Below are 14,480 nucleotides of genomic sequence, written 5' to 3'. Positions count from 1 at the left end.
TTAAACCTTATACCGAATCTGCAGATTTTTACCTGATTCTCAAAAAAAATCTTTGTTGTCCTATAATACTGTAGTTTATAAATTCTAAAATTCAGCAGAACTTACCTGCGCATTTCTGTCGATCTTCTTTACCAAACCTTGTAAAACCTTTCCTGGGCCAACTTCAATAAACTCTGTAGCACCGTCTTTGATCATGTTCTGTACGCTCTGTGTCCATTTTACAGGTGCGGTCAATTGGAAGATGAGGTTTTTCTTTATTTCAGCAGGGTCTGTAACCGCGAAGGTGGAGACATTTTGATAAATGGGGCAAAGGGGTGTACGGAATTCTGTTTCCTTAATTGCTGCTGCAAGTTCTTCCCTTGCCGGCTCCATAAGGGGGGAATGGAAAGCGCCACCTACAGGAAGAACCATCGCCCTGCGGGCTCCTCTTTCTTTTAGCTCTTCACAGGCTTTTTCCACCGCTAAAACATCTCCTGAAATGACCAGTTGTCCCGGGCAATTATAATTTGCAGCTACCACAGTTCCTTTTATGTCGGCGCAAACTGCTTCTACCATTTCATCTTCCAGTCCTAACACGGCAGCCATCGTTGATTCTTCCAGCTCACAGGCTTTTTGCATTGCCAGGGCTCTTTTGGAAACCAGTTTTAAAGCATCTTCAAATTCTAAAACACCATTTGCTACCAGTGCCGATATTTCCCCAAGGGAATGCCCGGCTACCATATCAGGTTTAAATGAATCTCCTAAAACTTTCGAAAGGATCACCGAATGTAGAAAAATCGCCGGCTGCGTCACTTTGGTACGTTTAAGGTCTTCATCTGTTCCTTCAAACATCACCGTGGTTATGGAAAATCCGAGAATCTCGTTTGCTCGTTCAAATAATTCTTTAGCAAGGGGAGAGCTGTCGTAAAGATCTTTACCCATGCCTACAAATTGAGCGCCTTGTCCGGGAAAAATATATGCTTTCATATGTTTGGTTTAGAATTGCAAAATTAAGAAAATAAAAAAACCTTACAGGTTTGTGCTGTAAGGTTTCCGGGGCGGGTAAAACGCTTATAAATTTAATTTTCCTTTTTCACCAACATCCTGGTTTTCGCCTGTGAGGGCTCCTATCCCCATCTTTAGTAAAGTGACATATTTGTTAGTCTTGGAATCCCAATAGTAAGCCTCTGCCGGTTTTACTTTTATAGCGGTAAGATTTGGGTCATCTACACCGTCAAACCAGTTATCTGAAGTGGCGCTGTAGAGATCTTTAAGAACAGACTTGTCTTTGGTGATCTCTGCCTGGCCATAAACAGTGAGAAATTCGTTGTCATCTGGAGCACTGTATAATAAATGTATGTCTCCATTGATTTGCAGGTCCTTGTTATGGTCACTATGGGCCATACTTACGAACCAAATATTTCCTTTATCGTCAACTTTTTTAGTCCTCATGGGAACGGCATTGATAGGTCTTTTCTCAAGACCGGTTACCATCATGGCAACCTTAATGTCATCAACCATATCTCTTAGTCTGTCCCAGGATTCTTCTTTATTCAAATTTTCTGTGCTCATAGCTGTTTTTTTATTTAACTACTTAAATATAAATTAATTGAGCATGCTCTTCCACTAAAGAACTCCTAAAACAACGGGAAAGCCTGTTAAGATTATGAAAAGCGCAGAATTATTTCCTTTACCTGCGGAAAATAGCTGCGGCCAAAAATGTTGAGGTGGACCAGGAGGTAATAAAGTTGCCAGAGGCCAATCCTTTCCTGCCATTCCGGCTGCAACGGAAAGTTCGCCTCATACTCCTCGAAAACCTCTCCCGGAAATCCTCCAAACAGCTTCATCATCGCCAAATCCATCTCCCGTGGTCCATAACATACTGCAGGATCGATCAGGCATGGCAATCCGTCTATATTGATTAGATAATTGCCGCTCCACAGATCCCCATGTAACAAGGCCGGAGGTTCCTGCGGAATTGCTTTTAAAACATTCCTGTAAAAGCCTGAAAGGTTCCCTAATGAAAAACCATTTTTGGAAGTCATTTTCACCTGTGGTTCTAACCTCTGACTAATATAAAAATCGGCAGCGGTTTCCCTATGGTCATTGTACTGTGGCAGGCTGCCGATATAATTGTTGGATGAAAATCCGAAGGCTTCAGAAGTGTTCCTGTGTAAATTTGCCAGCTGTTTCCCGAATACCTTCCAAAAATCAGGTTTTTGAGCCCCTTCTTTTTTGTATTCCAGCAACAGGAAGGATAGTCCATTCGCTTCAGCACTACTATAGGTTTCAGGAATGTCAAAGGCTTCAGCATTTTTAAGAGTTTCGAGACCTGCTTTTTCCGCTGCGAACATGCCGGGAAATTTTTCTGCAGCATTGATCTTGATCACTCTTTTTCCTTCCGAAGTATTCAGTAAATAAACCCTGTTGATGCTGCCGCCGGCGAGAGAGCTGAAAGATTTTACCTTGAAACCAAGGGAATTTTCGAGATCATATATAAGCTGCTCATCTCTTTGCACGCTCATAGGTTAGGTAAGTAAAGGCATATTTATGGCGCTCGTCTGCAGGATGTTCTTCCTGGGAAACCAACTCCCATTCCTTTTCATCAATTTCAGGAAAAAAAGTATCTGCATCAAAGCTGCCATGAACGCGGGTAAGCTCTATAGCGTCTGCCTTTTCCATGGAAAGTTTGTAGATCTCCCCGCCGCCAATCACGAAAGGCTGTGGATCATCTTTAGCCACTTTAAGCGCATCTTCAAGCGAATGCACTACAACGGCACCCTGAGGAGTATAATCCTCTTTTCGGGTGATGATGATATGTTTTCGGTTAGGCAGCAAATTGGGAAAGGTTTCAAAAGTTTTGCGGCCCATAATTATAGCATGTCCTGTAGTGAGACTTTTAAACCTTTTAAAATCATCGGGCAAGTGCCAAACGAGGTCCTTGTCCTTTCCCAGTTCATTGTTCTCGCCTGCGGCGGCAATAAGAGTTACTTTTCCCATTTTCTAGGAGTTTATCGGTCTGTCAGGGTCAATAGGTCGGGGAGTGGTTGGCGGAATGTAAGGTTCATTCTTTTTTGGGAGTGGGTGCTCTCTTTCTACCTGCTTTTGAAGCTCTGCGATCTTGTGTTCCTGCTTTGCAACCAGGCGTTCTACCTGCTCATTTTCCCAGTCTTTTCCAAAGAATTTATTAGTGATAAACACATTGAAGACATGGATCAAAAGTATGGCCGCCCAGAAAATGATCGCCCATACGAACCAGTCAATTCCAAAAGGATTGATGTCTCTTCCAATTTCAAAAATGACATTAAGTAGAATTAACACCACAGAACCCAGCAGGAACACGATAAAATGCTGATAAAGCCTCTTTTTTTGCCTCGCCCTGGCCTGGGCGCGTTCGATTAACCTGCGCTGTTCGTGATCAATTTTTGACGAAGTATTGCTTTTTGAGGCCATTTTTACTGTATTTTAGAGATACATCTCAAATTTATCGATTTTCCGTCGGAATATTTCATGAACATGAAGAATTTTAAGAAACAGTTCCCACTCCTGGAACAATATACCTATCTCAATACAGCTGCTTCCGGACTTTTGTCTGATGATGTTTTGGAATTCCGGCAGGATCATGATCTCGATTTCCTGGTAGGGGGCAGTTTGTTTAGGGAGAAACGGGATGAGCTTTTCCTGAAGACGCGGAAAGCTGTTGGTGCTCTTTTTGGCTGTGCCGCCAACAGGGTCGCGCTCACTCCTAATTTTTCCTATGGTTTTAACCTGCTCATGGAAGGCATGGAGGCTTCTAAAAAGGTGCTTTTGCTGCGGAATGATTATCCTTCGGTAAACTGGGCAGTGGAATCCCGCGGATTTAAAATCTGCTATGCAGAAATCGATGGAAACCTGGAAGAAAATATTGCTGAAGCAGTAGAAAAGCACAAACCAGATATTTTCGCTTTTAGCCTGGTACAGTACATCAACGGAATAAAAATAGATCCCGATTTCCTTCTGAAGCTGAAGGAACAATACCCGGAACTGCTGCTTTTTGCTGATGGTACCCAGTATTGCGGAACCGAAAAATTTAATTTTGAAGCTTCAGCTTTGGATGTACTTGGGGCCAGTGCATATAAGTGGCTCAATGCCGGCTATGGAAATGCTTTCTTTCTCTTTAAAGAACATATGCAGGAGAAAATTGCTCCAAAAGGGCTGGAGCTAAAAGATCTTCAGGGTAAGAACAAGCCGCATAAGGGCAGTTTTATCGGTAAGTTTGAGCCCGGTCACCTGGACACGCTCAACTTCGGAAGTTTAAAAACCGCTATTGATTTGATTAACAACACAGGAATGGATGAAATAGAGCTCAGGATCAAAGACCTGGCGGCAGTTGCTAAAAAAGAACTTTCTGAACTTAACCTTTTGGAGCCTGCCGTAGTGAACCGGAAATTGCATTCTTCCATCTTTAATATCAAAGGTGATGAAAAGCTTTTTCAAAAGCTGCGGAGCAATAAGATCCTTTGTTCCATGAGGGGAGATGGAATCAGGGTTAGTTTTAACTATTTCAATTCTGTAGCCGATCTTGAAAAGTTGCTCAAAAACATAAACTAGTTCAATTTTGGTCCTTCAGGATAAACCCGAATAAGCAGACCTCCCAGGTTTCCAAAACCTGGGAGGTCTTTTGCAGCAGATCTAATCGGGCCTGGATCATCATCAGGCTGTAAGGTGGATACGAAATGTTGAAACCTCTTTTTCTTAACTATTACAACAAAAATATTCCTTCAGAATGCATTTCCTGCCTCATCACTTCCGGCCAGATGCTTACCTGTACTTCTCCAATATGTCTTTTCCTGAGCAGGAACATGCTCAACCGCGACTGTCCAATACCGCCCCCAATGGTTTGCGGAAGTTTCCCTGTCAGCAGTTGGCTGTGGTAAAAAAGTGCGTTTCTTGTTTCTGCTTTTCTGATTTTTAATTGTTTTTCCAGAACAGGAGCATCAACGCGAATACCCATGGAGGAGAGTTCAAAAGCCTTTTCCAGCACGGGGTTCCACACCAGGATATCTCCGTTGAGACCTTTTGTGGTAGCAGAGGTTGGGGAGCTCCAGTCATCATAGTCGGGAGCCCGGCCGTCGTGTGGTTCTCCGCCTTCAAGTTCCCCTCCTATCCCAATTAGAAAAACAGCCCCAAATTCCCTGGCAGCCATGTCTTCTCTTTGTTTCGGCGTAAGATGGGGATATTTTTGTTGAAGTTCTTCTGTATGCAAAAAGGTGATTTCCGAAGGAAGAATGGGAGAGATAAGAGGATATTGAGCAGCCAGGGCAGCTTCGGTAGTAAGTATGGCTTCATAGATACTGCTTACCTGTTGTTTCAGGAAATCCAGATGTCTTTCTTCAGGAGCCATCACTTTTTCCCAGTCCCACTGGTCTACCGAAATAGAGTGCATTGGCCCCAGCTCATCATCGGGGCGCAGCGCCTTCATATCCGTCACAATTCCGGAGCCGGGTTCCAATTCATATTCCCTTAGCCGTAACCTTTTCCATTTAGCAAGAGATTGCACCACCTCGGCGCGTTGTTCCTGCATCTCTTTAATGGGAAATCCTACGGGGCGTTCAATTCCGTTAAGGTCATCATTAATTCCGGTGCCATGGAGCACTACAGTGGGAGCGGCCACTTTGCTAAGGGAAAGCTTTGATTTAAGATGTTTTTCAAAGGTTGATTTTAAAAAATCCACAGCTTCTTCTGCGGCTAATCTTTGTGATAAGGGTTGAGCAATTGTTTTCATGTTTTAAGTTTTAGATGTTGTTTAAAAAAAAAATAAAAAAGCCTGCTTCCGGGAAGAAACAGGCTTATAAGCACAGAGTTCCTTTCCCCCGGGTGGCGGACCATTATTATTGATGTTATTATTTTGCAGTCGTTTCATATGCGTGTAAAAAAAAGCCTTTCCTGGTGTGGGAAAGGCTTTGAATATTGTTTAAGGGATCTTGTTATACAATAATAGCTTTCCGCAACCTGAGTCGATTCAGATTGTTATTGAAATTATTATTGTTGATATTGAAGATCACTTGTTCTTGCTTTTGTGAATTGTAAACTTAGTTCTTTTTTTCGATTTACAAAATTATTCTTTCACTTCCACACCATTCCAGAAGGCTACATAATTTTTAATTTTTTCAGCTTCAGCCTTTGGATGCGGGTAAAACCAAGCGGCATCGCCATTTTTCTCTTCTCCCACCTGCAAGTGAAAATAGGAAGCTCTGCCTTTCCAGCTACAGACTGTATGTTTATCGCTTAACTGAAAGAATTCTGAATTAATGGCTTCAGGAGGGAAATATTGATTTCCTTCTACTTCTATGGTGTTGTTGCTTTCGGCAATTACGGTATTATTCCAGATAGCTTTCATGTTCGGGAGATTTGAAAAAGGTAATTTTTAAAGGTATTTTCTTTATCGGCCCAGCTGCGACTGAGCTTAAGACCTGCTTCTTCCGCCAGCCAGGCTATGGAGGTGTCATCATATTTTTGAGAGACTTCGGTATGAATGGTTTCCCATTTCTGAAAATGAACTTCCAGATTGAGAGCATTTATCTGTACCGTATGTTCTTTGGTACTCACCAGGTAACTTTTTGCCGCCCCGGTCTCGGGGTTGTACAGCGGCCAGTGAACGAAGGCATCAAGATCAAAATCTGCTTCCAGTTCCCGGTTCATCCTCACCAGAAGGTTCTTGTTGAAAGCTTCGGTCACGCCGGCTTTGTCATTATACGCATCGAGGATCACCTGCGGATCCTTCTTTTGATCCACGCCCATAAAGAACATGTCTCCAGGATTCATGGCAGAAGCAATCTTCTTAAGGAAAGCTACTGCTTCTTCGGGAGTGAGATTTCCAATATTGGAACCCAGGAATAAAATGACCTTTTTGCGTTCCCGGTAATCTGCCAGGCGGTTTAGAACCATAGCATAGGTACCCTGTTGCGGGGAGACCTCCACTCCGGGAATTTCCTGTTCTAGGCTTTCGCTTAACTGGTCCAGTACATTTCTGCTTATATCTACCGGAAGGTATTTATAATCATAATTCTTTTCCTCAAAATGCCTTAGCAGCACCTTGGTCTTTTTCCCATCTCCTGCCCCAAGTTCTATAAGATCAAAACCTTCAAAAGAGGCAAATTCGTTTCCTATTTCTTCCCGGTTGCGCATAAGGATCTGGTATTCCTTTCCTGTAAGGTAATATTCCGGAAGGTCCATGATCTTTTGAAAGAGTTCATCTCCTTTCTCATCATAAAGGAACTTTGAACTTATCTTTTTTGGATAGGAGGTGAGGCCTTTAAAAACATCTTCGGCAAAAGGCGTTTTGAATTCCGGAGGTTTGGTTTGGTTCATATAGAAATGTTTTGCGCGCTCTGGTTAAAACCAAAGAAGGAAGCCGGGTGGCTTCCTTCAAATATAAAATATTATAATTCCCTTTTAGTTAAAGGAATACTAACATAGAACGCCCGCTATTGAGCACTTTTTTGCAATGTCATTGGAATAATAAAATAGGTTGATATTGCCTTATCTTCATTTTTAGCAGGTTCAAATTGAGGCAGTTTCTGCAATTTATCTATAATTTCACTGGCCAGATTGTCTGTCCCTCCATGAAATGCTATTCTGCTCACATTCCCTGTCTCGTTTAATACCAAACTCGTGGTGAACGCATAGAACCCCGGCTCTGTCACCTTATCCAAATTGATCCTTTTGCTCATCCAATCATGAATCTCCAGAGGAGTGCAATTTTCGTCTTCTTTTTTCCGACAGCGATGCCACATGGCTTTTGAGTCTGCGTTTGAATAATGAACAGCTTCTGAAGAAAAATTCTCTTTTTCCCAGAAGTGAAATGGAGTAATGAGATCAACGATCACATTTGTTTTTTGCCCATTATGTTCGCCGGGAGCAAAGGCAGGCATTTCTTTCAATCGTTCTGCAAGTTTTTTTCCTGTTTCTAAAGGAATACCTTTAATGGAAGCCCAACTTATCTGGCCCAGAGTGTCGATAATTACCTTAGTTGTTATTTCAGTTTTACCTGAAGTTCCTGTGGTAAGGGCACCTGCCGAGGTGATATTTCTGACCAAAAAGCTTTCGATCAAATTTGCTGTGCATAAAGCAGTACTTACTTTACAATCTGATGACAAGGGAGGTTTTTCCACTTTAGACAAATGAATAAAACCTCCCTGTGCTCCATTTTCCTGCGAAAATATTTCCGAAGAAAAGAGTAAGGCAATGACTAAAAAAATATTTTTCAAAGACCTGATTTTAGAAGGTGAAGGGAACTTTATATTTGATGGCAGTAGGCTTTCCTGCCAGTTCTCCCGGCTTCATTTGTGGAATGGCAAGAATGATCTTCTTTGCTTCTTCATTCAATGCTTTTTCCGGCCCTTCTACTTTGGTGATCACGGGTCTTCCTTCTTCATTGATCACAAAGGAAACCACAGATTTCCCCCTGATGATATTCCCTTCTGCATCGCGTGCATAACGGTAATGCTCCTTTAGATGCTGGGTAAGCTTTTCTTTAAAACAGGCTTTAGAAGATGCTTTTGAATTTTCACAGCCCGGCCAAACCGGTGGCACTTCTTTGGTGGTCATGGTATTCTTTGAGAAATTCACACCATCCTGTGCAAAAGAAGCAGCACCAGTGAAAAGGAACAGTATTAAAAATATTTTTTTCATCATTTAGGTTTTATCACCTAGAACTGATAGGTGGTTGTGAAATTCCGCGTATCGGGTTCTCCGTTTAGCGTACCCGGCTTCATGTCGGGAATTTTTTCAAGCATTTTTCTTGCCGCGGCGTTCACTTCTGGCTTCGGACCTTCTACAGATTTTACAACTACTTCTCCGTTTTCCGTGACATCAAAGGAAACCGTCACTTTTCCACGAATGTATTCATTGCCTTTCATGGGAAATTCGTAGTTGTTCCTTACGTGTTCTGCCAGTTTTTCGTTAAAACATTTTGATTGATCTTCAACTTCTTCGCATCCGGGCCAAACGGGTGAGGTTTGCTGTGCCTGTGCTGCTGCGATACCGCCGAATAAAAAACATGTGATAACAAGGAACTTCTTCATAGTGTTTAAAAAATTTTAGATTAAAAAAATTATACTGCGACCCGACCTTTTATGGCAGGATGCGGATCATAATTTTCCAATATAAAATCTTCAAACTTAAAATCAAAAATATTCTTCACCTCGGGGTTGAGTTTCATAGTAGGTAAAGGCCGGAAATCTCTCGATAACTGCAGGTTTACCTGCTCCAGGTGGTTGTTGTAAATATGGGCATCTCCAAAGGTATGGATAAAATCTCCGGGCTCATAGCCGCAAACCTGGGCCATCATCATAGTGAGGAGGGCATAGGACGCAATATTGAAAGGCACCCCAAGGAAGATGTCTGCACTACGCTGGTAAAGCTGACAGGATAATTTTCCATCGGCCACATAGAACTGAAAGAAGGCATGACAGGGGGGAAGGGCGGCTTTTCCGTTTGCTACATTTTCTGAAAAGCTTTTGGAAGTGTCGGGTAAAACTGAAGGATTCCAGGCAGTAACCAGCATTCGGCGACTGTTGGGATTCTTTTTAAGGGTCTCTACAATTTCCCTGATCTGGTCGATGTCTTCACTGTTCCAGTTACGCCATTGATGACCGTAAACCGGGCCAAGGTCTCCCTTTTCATCTGCCCATTCATTCCAGATGCGTACCCCGTTCTCCTGTAAATATTTGATGTTGGTATCACCGTTAAGAAACCACAGCAATTCATATATGATCGATTTAAGGTGGAGTTTTTTGGTGGTGACCATGGGAAAACCTTCGCTAAGGTCAAAACGCATCTGGTATCCAAACACACTTTTGGTGCCGGTGCCGGTGCGGTCCCCTTTTTCATTTCCATTTTCCAGAACATGCTTTATAAGGTCGTGGTACTGCTTCATGTTTTTAACTATTTGCTAATCTGCAAGGTTTTGGAAACCTTGCAGGTCGAAAAAGGATTTTTCAACTGATCTTCAGCTAAAATAGAAAACTAGTCCGATTAAAAAAGTTAATTAGGAAATTGAGTTTTTACAGACTTATTAACTATCGCATTTAGAATAAAGTATACCGATTTTTGAATTGAGTCCAACTCCTAAAAATCCTGACACCTGGCTTTTGGTTTCTGAATCCTTCAGGAGCTACAAATGCAAATTACCCAATGATCATTCCTGCAATAGTTGCCGAAAGCAGGGAAGCAATGGTACCGCCAATAAGGGCTTTCATTCCGAATTCAGATAAGGTCCTGCGCTGCCCGGGGGCCAGGGAGCCAATTCCCCTGATCTGTATTCCTATAGAGGCGAAATTTGCAAATCCGCACAGCATATAGGTGGCCATAATGATGGATTTTTCATAGGTAAGGCTCAAGGCATTCACCGGATTCTTTAGCTCTGCAAGCTGAATGTAACCTACAAATTCACTTGCTGCCAATTTGATACCCAGGAGCTGTCCCATGAGCATCATATCTTCGGTGGCGACTCCAATCAACCACATAAGTGGTGCGAAGACCAGTCCTAAAAGAGATTCCAGCGATAACTTGGCGTAAGGAGTATTTTCAGCCATTAATGCGTTTAAGGTGGTCCAGTCGCCAATCCACCCCAGCACGTAATTGATAAGGGCAATAAAAGCTATAAAAACCAACAGCATCGCTGCCACGTTTGCTGCGAGTTTTAGACCTTCCGTCGTACCGTTTGCAATGGCATCAAGAATATTGGAACCAATTTTTTCCGAAGAAACCTCTACGTTGGAATCAATTTCCTGTTGCTGCGGATAAAGGATCTTGGAAACTACGATAGCTCCGGGCGCTGCCATTACTGAAGCTGCCAACAGGTGCTTCGCAAATTCCAATCTTAACTGCGGGTCATCCCCTCCTAAAAAGCCGATGTAAGCAGCAAGCACTCCCCCGGCTACCGTGGCCATTCCACCTACCATTACAAGCAGTATTTCTGAACGCGTCATTCTCTCCAGGTAAGCCTTGATCATAAGTGGGGCTTCAGTTTGTCCTAAAAAGATATTTCCTGCCACACTTAAACTTTCGGGACCCGAAATGCCCATTAATTTTGTGAGTACCCATGCCATTCCTTTTACCACCACCTGGATCACTCCCAGGTAAAATAGTACAGAGGTTAGGGCAGAAAAGAAAATGATGGTTGGCAACACCTGGAAAAGAAAAATAAAGCCATAGCTGTTCACATCCATTAAGCCGCCTAAAAGAAATTCACTTCCTGCTGCGGTAAAATCGAGGATCAGGACAAAAATTCCCCCTACAAATTCAAATATATTCTGAACAACTTCTACCTGGAGAACTCCGATAGCGAGTAAAAGCTGGGCTGCAAGACCTACCAGCACTGTTTTCCAGTTGATGGCTCTTTTGTTGCTGCTGAAAAGGAATGCAAGCAAAATAAGTGATATCATTCCAATGGCACCTCTCCAAAAGCTTTCAAATGTAAAGCCTGCATTGGGGATCATTTGCTTTGCGGTTTCCACGGGAAGAACTTCCTCAATGGTTTGGGGAACTTCTGTTAAAGAGTATTGTGCATTACGGGAAGAAAGTACAAGTGTAGAATCTGTAAGAGTAGTGACTTTAAAATTCTGAATACTGTCCGGCGGAGTGTCATGAAAAAGAACCAGAACTTCATTTTGGAATACGTAATTCCCGGTGGCAGCAGGCGCTTCAGATTGGGTAAGCTTCAGTTGGAAACTTCCTTTGTCGAGTTTTAGATAATCATTCCCGGGAGAGACCTCAAAAAAGGCATTTTTGGTACTGTCTTCAACAGCTTCAAAGTTCCAGGTTTTAGAAATAGTTTGGGCAAAAGAGAAGGAAATTCCGAAGAAGATCAGGAACAGGCAGTACCAGATTTTATTCATAAAAGGGGGGAGTTATTTTCGCTTGGAGATCTCATCTCGAATGCGGGCCGCTTTTTCGTAATCTTCGCTCTTTACGGCCTGATCTAACATGTTATTGAGTTCGTTGAGAGATAATTTTTTATAATCCGGTCTGTCACTCTTAATTTCTACTTCGTTGGAAAATAGTTCGTCTACAATAATATTTTCCTTTTGCTGCTCTTCTTCTGCTTCTTTGCCTGCATCTCCCTTTAAATAGATCCCGGCCTTGTCTAAAATGTTCTTATAAGTGAAAATGGGAGCCTGGAACCTAAGGGCGAGTGCAATGGCATCGCTGGTCCTTGCATCAATGATCTCTTCGATCTTGTCACGTTCACATATAAGACTGGAATAGAATACCCCATCCACCAATTTATGGATGATCACCTGTTTTACAACGATTTCAAACCTGTCGGCGAAATTCTTAAATAGGTCATGGGTGAGGGGGCGGGGAGGTTTGATCTCTTTTTCAAGAGCAATTGCAATAGATTGTGCTTCAAAAGCTCCTATAACAATAGGAAGTTTGCGTTCTCCTTCCACCTCGCTGAGAATTAGGGCATACGCCCCATTCTGGGTTTGGCTGTAAGAAATTCCTTTGATGTTAAGGCGCACTAAACTCATACTTCTAAAATACAAAAAAAAGCTGTCTAAACGGGCAAAAAACCTACTTTAGACAGCCCTTTTAACGGCACGCAATTTATAAAAATTATGCGTTATTCGCCTTAAATTCCTTTAATTTTTCGGTGAGCTTTGGAACGATCTCAAAGGCATCTCCAACCACTCCGTAGTCCGCTGCCTTAAAGAAAGGAGCTTCGGGATCGTTATTGATCACCACCTTGGTTTTGGAGGCACTAACCCCTGCCAGGTGCTGAATTGCTCCAGAAATTCCTACCGCTATATAAAGGTTTGCCGCAACCGGTTTTCCTGTTTGGCCTACGTGCTCACTGTGCGGTCTCCAACCCATATCACTCACAGGTTTTGAACAGGCTGTTGCGGCCCCAAGGGTCTCAGCAAGTTCTTCCAGCATTCCCCAATTCTCGGGACCTTTCATTCCTCTTCCGCCACTTACAACGATCTCGGCATCGGCAATGGTTACTTTGTCTGCTGCTTTATCTACAGAAACTACGTTCACAGCAAAATCACCTTCTGTTAAAGAAGGAGAGAAATCCTCTTCGGTAGTTTGTGTCTGATTTTCCTTTAAGCCAAAAGCATTTTTTGAAAGACCAATGATCTTAACATCTGTAGATATAGTGGTGAAGCTAAATGCTTTATTTGTAAAAGCGGTTCTTTTCACCTGTAGCGGCTCTGTTCCTTCCGGAAGCGCCACCACATTTGAAGCATATCCTGCTTCCAGTTGTACTGCTAAGATGGGAGCCAAATATTTTGCATTAGCACTCTGGCTAAGCACAATTACTTTTGCGCCTTCTTTTTCGGCAGCTTGTTTGAGCGCATCGGCATAGGCTTTTGCGTTGAACTTCTGAAGTTTCTCATCGTTCACCTTAAGCAATTTGCTCACTCCGTAATTTCCAAGGTCACCTGCACTTTGTGCGCCGAAGGAAACGGCAGTGACCTCTGTCCCTAACATATCGGCCACTCCCTTAGCATAGGAAGCCACCTCAAATGCGGTCTTTTTAAATTTTCCTTCTTCTGATTCTGTATATACTAAAACTGACATATCTTTTTCTTTAAATTCCAATTATCAAATTCCAGATCCCAATCTGGAACCTTAAACCTTAATCTTAAAACCTTAGACCTTAGATCACCTTCGCCTCATTGTGAAGCAAATTCACCAACTCATCAAGATTATCGGGATCGATAAGCTTAATGTCTCCTTTTGGCTGTGGTTTTTCGAATTTCACTGCTTTAGAATGGGTTCCTGCTTCTACAGCTTCGACCACGTTAAGCGGCTTTTTACGTGCCTGCATGATCCCGCGCATGTTTGGAATACGAAGATCGCTTTCCTGTACGATTCCTTTTTGAGCACCTACTACCAGGGGTAGTCCGGTCTTTAAAGTTTCTTTACCGCCATCGATCTCTCGCACCACTGTAGCTTCAGTTCCTTCTACTTCCAGGCCTATACAGGTATTCACGAAATTAGCTCCTATAAGTTCAGCAAGCATTCCGGGAACCATTCCGCCATTATAATCTATAGATTCCCGACCGGCGATTATAAGATCATAACCTCCCTCGCGGGCTACCTTGGCAAGTTGTTTTGCAACATAGATACCATCTGTAGCGGGAGTATTCACTCTTATTGCATTATCGGCACCAATGGCCAGAGCTTTCCTTAAAGTAGGTTCTGTTTCGGCACCTCCAACATTTACCACGTCTACGCTGGCGCCTTGTTTTTCCTTGAACCACATGGCCCTGGTAAGGCCAAATTCGTCGTTTGGATTGATCACGAATTGAACCCCTGCTGTATCAAATTTGGTATCTCCTTCAGAAAAATTGATCTTCGAGGTAGTATCAGGTACGTGACTAATACACACTAATATTTTCATATATCTCGGAATTTTTTAAATAAAGTTTATAAATGGTTTACGAAGATATGAAAAACATGAGGAAAATTACTGTGCATGCATAAGAAATTTTTGTCCTGAAGTA

The 14,480-nt window shown here is 42.6% G+C and carries 17 protein-coding genes; 1 reads left to right on the top strand and 16 read right to left on the bottom strand.

Translation table 11 applies throughout. From position 1 onward, the window contains the following. Window positions 1-84 precede the first annotated feature (84 nt). The 5 genes from fabD to CRO16_RS01735 form a co-directional block, all read right to left on the bottom strand. Window positions 85-966, bottom strand: a complete 882-nt coding sequence (gene fabD / locus CRO16_RS01755; RefSeq protein WP_097054629.1) for an ACP S-malonyltransferase — start codon at window positions 964-966, stop codon at window positions 85-87. 84 nt (window positions 967-1,050) lie between these two features. Further along, window positions 1,051-1,551 carry a pyridoxamine 5'-phosphate oxidase family protein gene (locus CRO16_RS01750; RefSeq protein WP_097054628.1) on the bottom strand — a complete coding sequence of 167 codons (501 nt, stop codon included), beginning with the start codon at window positions 1,549-1,551 and terminating at the stop codon, window positions 1,051-1,053. Window positions 1,552-1,643: 92 nt separating this feature from the next. Beyond that, window positions 1,644-2,504: a fructosamine kinase family protein gene (locus tag CRO16_RS01745; protein ID WP_097054627.1), complete on the bottom strand. Its 861-nt coding sequence runs from the start codon at window positions 2,502-2,504 to the stop codon at window positions 1,644-1,646. Then, entirely contained in the window at window positions 2,485-2,979 is a 495-nt protein-coding gene (locus CRO16_RS01740) for a dihydrofolate reductase (RefSeq protein ID WP_097054626.1), read from the bottom strand. The genes CRO16_RS01745 and CRO16_RS01740 overlap by 20 nt, the downstream gene beginning before the upstream one ends. Window positions 2,980-2,982: 3 nt before the next feature. Further along, complete coding sequence (locus CRO16_RS01735; RefSeq protein ID WP_097054625.1) at window positions 2,983-3,432, bottom strand: 2TM domain-containing protein; 450 nt, start codon at window positions 3,430-3,432, stop codon at window positions 2,983-2,985. 63 nt (window positions 3,433-3,495) lie between these two features. On the opposite strand from CRO16_RS01735, the gene CRO16_RS01730 reads away from it, so the two are divergent. Then, a complete protein-coding gene (locus CRO16_RS01730; protein WP_097055737.1) occupies window positions 3,496-4,569 on the top strand; it encodes an aminotransferase class V-fold PLP-dependent enzyme in 1,074 nt (357 codons plus the stop codon). Window positions 4,570-4,720: 151 nt separating this feature from the next. Here CRO16_RS01730 and asnA read toward each other — a convergent pair whose 3' ends face one another. From asnA to CRO16_RS01675, 11 genes are all read right to left on the bottom strand, one after another. Continuing rightward, window positions 4,721-5,743: an aspartate--ammonia ligase gene (gene asnA / locus CRO16_RS01725; RefSeq protein WP_097054624.1), complete on the bottom strand. Its 1,023-nt coding sequence runs from the start codon at window positions 5,741-5,743 to the stop codon at window positions 4,721-4,723. 333 nt (window positions 5,744-6,076) lie between these two features. Beyond that, window positions 6,077-6,358 (bottom strand): DUF427 domain-containing protein, encoded by a 282-nt coding sequence (locus tag CRO16_RS01720; RefSeq protein ID WP_097054623.1) that lies wholly within the window; start codon window positions 6,356-6,358, stop codon window positions 6,077-6,079. After that, complete coding sequence (gene egtD / locus CRO16_RS01715; protein ID WP_097054622.1) at window positions 6,355-7,329, bottom strand: L-histidine N(alpha)-methyltransferase; 975 nt, start codon at window positions 7,327-7,329, stop codon at window positions 6,355-6,357. The genes CRO16_RS01720 and egtD overlap by 4 nt, the downstream gene beginning before the upstream one ends. 116 nt (window positions 7,330-7,445) lie before the next feature. Next, window positions 7,446-8,228, bottom strand: a complete 783-nt coding sequence (locus CRO16_RS01710; RefSeq protein WP_097054621.1) for a hypothetical protein — start codon at window positions 8,226-8,228, stop codon at window positions 7,446-7,448. Between the two features lie 10 nt (window positions 8,229-8,238). Further along, on the bottom strand, window positions 8,239-8,652 hold the full coding sequence (locus CRO16_RS01705) for an energy transducer TonB (RefSeq protein WP_097055736.1): 414 nt from the start codon (window positions 8,650-8,652) through the stop codon (window positions 8,239-8,241). Window positions 8,653-8,669: 17 nt separating this feature from the next. Next, complete coding sequence (locus tag CRO16_RS01700; RefSeq protein WP_097054620.1) at window positions 8,670-9,044, bottom strand: energy transducer TonB; 375 nt, start codon at window positions 9,042-9,044, stop codon at window positions 8,670-8,672. A 29-nt stretch (window positions 9,045-9,073) separates the two neighbouring features. After that, window positions 9,074-9,898, bottom strand: coding sequence for a thymidylate synthase (locus tag CRO16_RS01695; RefSeq protein WP_097054619.1), 825 nt, complete (start codon window positions 9,896-9,898; stop codon window positions 9,074-9,076). A 250-nt stretch (window positions 9,899-10,148) separates the two neighbouring features. Next, window positions 10,149-11,861 (bottom strand): NupC/NupG family nucleoside CNT transporter, encoded by a 1,713-nt coding sequence (locus CRO16_RS01690; protein WP_097054618.1) that lies wholly within the window; start codon window positions 11,859-11,861, stop codon window positions 10,149-10,151. Between the two features lie 12 nt (window positions 11,862-11,873). After that, window positions 11,874-12,497 (bottom strand): bifunctional nuclease family protein, encoded by a 624-nt coding sequence (locus CRO16_RS01685; RefSeq protein ID WP_097054617.1) that lies wholly within the window; start codon window positions 12,495-12,497, stop codon window positions 11,874-11,876. Between the two features lie 85 nt (window positions 12,498-12,582). Continuing rightward, window positions 12,583-13,551 carry an electron transfer flavoprotein subunit alpha/FixB family protein gene (locus CRO16_RS01680; protein ID WP_097055735.1) on the bottom strand — a complete coding sequence of 323 codons (969 nt, stop codon included), beginning with the start codon at window positions 13,549-13,551 and terminating at the stop codon, window positions 12,583-12,585. 79 nt (window positions 13,552-13,630) lie between these two features. Continuing rightward, window positions 13,631-14,377, bottom strand: a complete 747-nt coding sequence (locus tag CRO16_RS01675; RefSeq protein WP_097054616.1) for an electron transfer flavoprotein subunit beta/FixA family protein — start codon at window positions 14,375-14,377, stop codon at window positions 13,631-13,633. Between the last annotated feature and the right edge of the window lie 103 nt (window positions 14,378-14,480).

The organism is Salinimicrobium sediminis, from assembly GCF_900215295.1.
Classification (GTDB): domain Bacteria; phylum Bacteroidota; class Bacteroidia; order Flavobacteriales; family Flavobacteriaceae; genus Salinimicrobium; species Salinimicrobium sediminis.
Note: the sequence above shows the minus strand (reverse complement) of the source record. Positions and strands in the feature narration are given on the sequence as shown.

Bases quoted from the DNA above. Each gene is read 5' to 3' on its own strand.
- egtD (WP_097054622.1), bottom strand. From the start codon at position 7,329: ATGAACCAAACCAAACCTCCGGAATTCAAAACGCCTTTTGCCGAAGAT.
- CRO16_RS01675 (WP_097054616.1), bottom strand. From the start codon at position 14,377: ATGAAAATATTAGTGTGTATTAGTCACGTACCTGATACTACCTCGAAG.
- CRO16_RS01735 (WP_097054625.1), bottom strand. From the start codon at position 3,432: ATGGCCTCAAAAAGCAATACTTCGTCAAAAATTGATCACGAACAGCGC.
- asnA (WP_097054624.1), bottom strand. From the start codon at position 5,743: ATGAAAACAATTGCTCAACCCTTATCACAAAGATTAGCCGCAGAAGAA.
- CRO16_RS01720 (WP_097054623.1), bottom strand. From the start codon at position 6,358: ATGAAAGCTATCTGGAATAATACCGTAATTGCCGAAAGCAACAACACC.
- CRO16_RS01740 (WP_097054626.1), bottom strand. From the start codon at position 2,979: ATGGGAAAAGTAACTCTTATTGCCGCCGCAGGCGAGAACAATGAACTG.
- CRO16_RS01745 (WP_097054627.1), bottom strand. From the start codon at position 2,504: ATGAGCGTGCAAAGAGATGAGCAGCTTATATATGATCTCGAAAATTCC.
- CRO16_RS01705 (WP_097055736.1), bottom strand. From the start codon at position 8,652: ATGAAAAAAATATTTTTAATACTGTTCCTTTTCACTGGTGCTGCTTCT.
- fabD (WP_097054629.1), bottom strand. From the start codon at position 966: ATGAAAGCATATATTTTTCCCGGACAAGGCGCTCAATTTGTAGGCATG.
- CRO16_RS01690 (WP_097054618.1), bottom strand. From the start codon at position 11,861: ATGAATAAAATCTGGTACTGCCTGTTCCTGATCTTCTTCGGAATTTCC.
- CRO16_RS01730 (WP_097055737.1), top strand. From the start codon at position 3,496: ATGAAGAATTTTAAGAAACAGTTCCCACTCCTGGAACAATATACCTAT.
- CRO16_RS01700 (WP_097054620.1), bottom strand. From the start codon at position 9,044: ATGAAGAAGTTCCTTGTTATCACATGTTTTTTATTCGGCGGTATCGCA.
- CRO16_RS01685 (WP_097054617.1), bottom strand. From the start codon at position 12,497: ATGAGTTTAGTGCGCCTTAACATCAAAGGAATTTCTTACAGCCAAACC.
- CRO16_RS01680 (WP_097055735.1), bottom strand. From the start codon at position 13,551: ATGTCAGTTTTAGTATATACAGAATCAGAAGAAGGAAAATTTAAAAAG.
- CRO16_RS01750 (WP_097054628.1), bottom strand. From the start codon at position 1,551: ATGAGCACAGAAAATTTGAATAAAGAAGAATCCTGGGACAGACTAAGA.
- CRO16_RS01695 (WP_097054619.1), bottom strand. From the start codon at position 9,898: ATGAAGCAGTACCACGACCTTATAAAGCATGTTCTGGAAAATGGAAAT.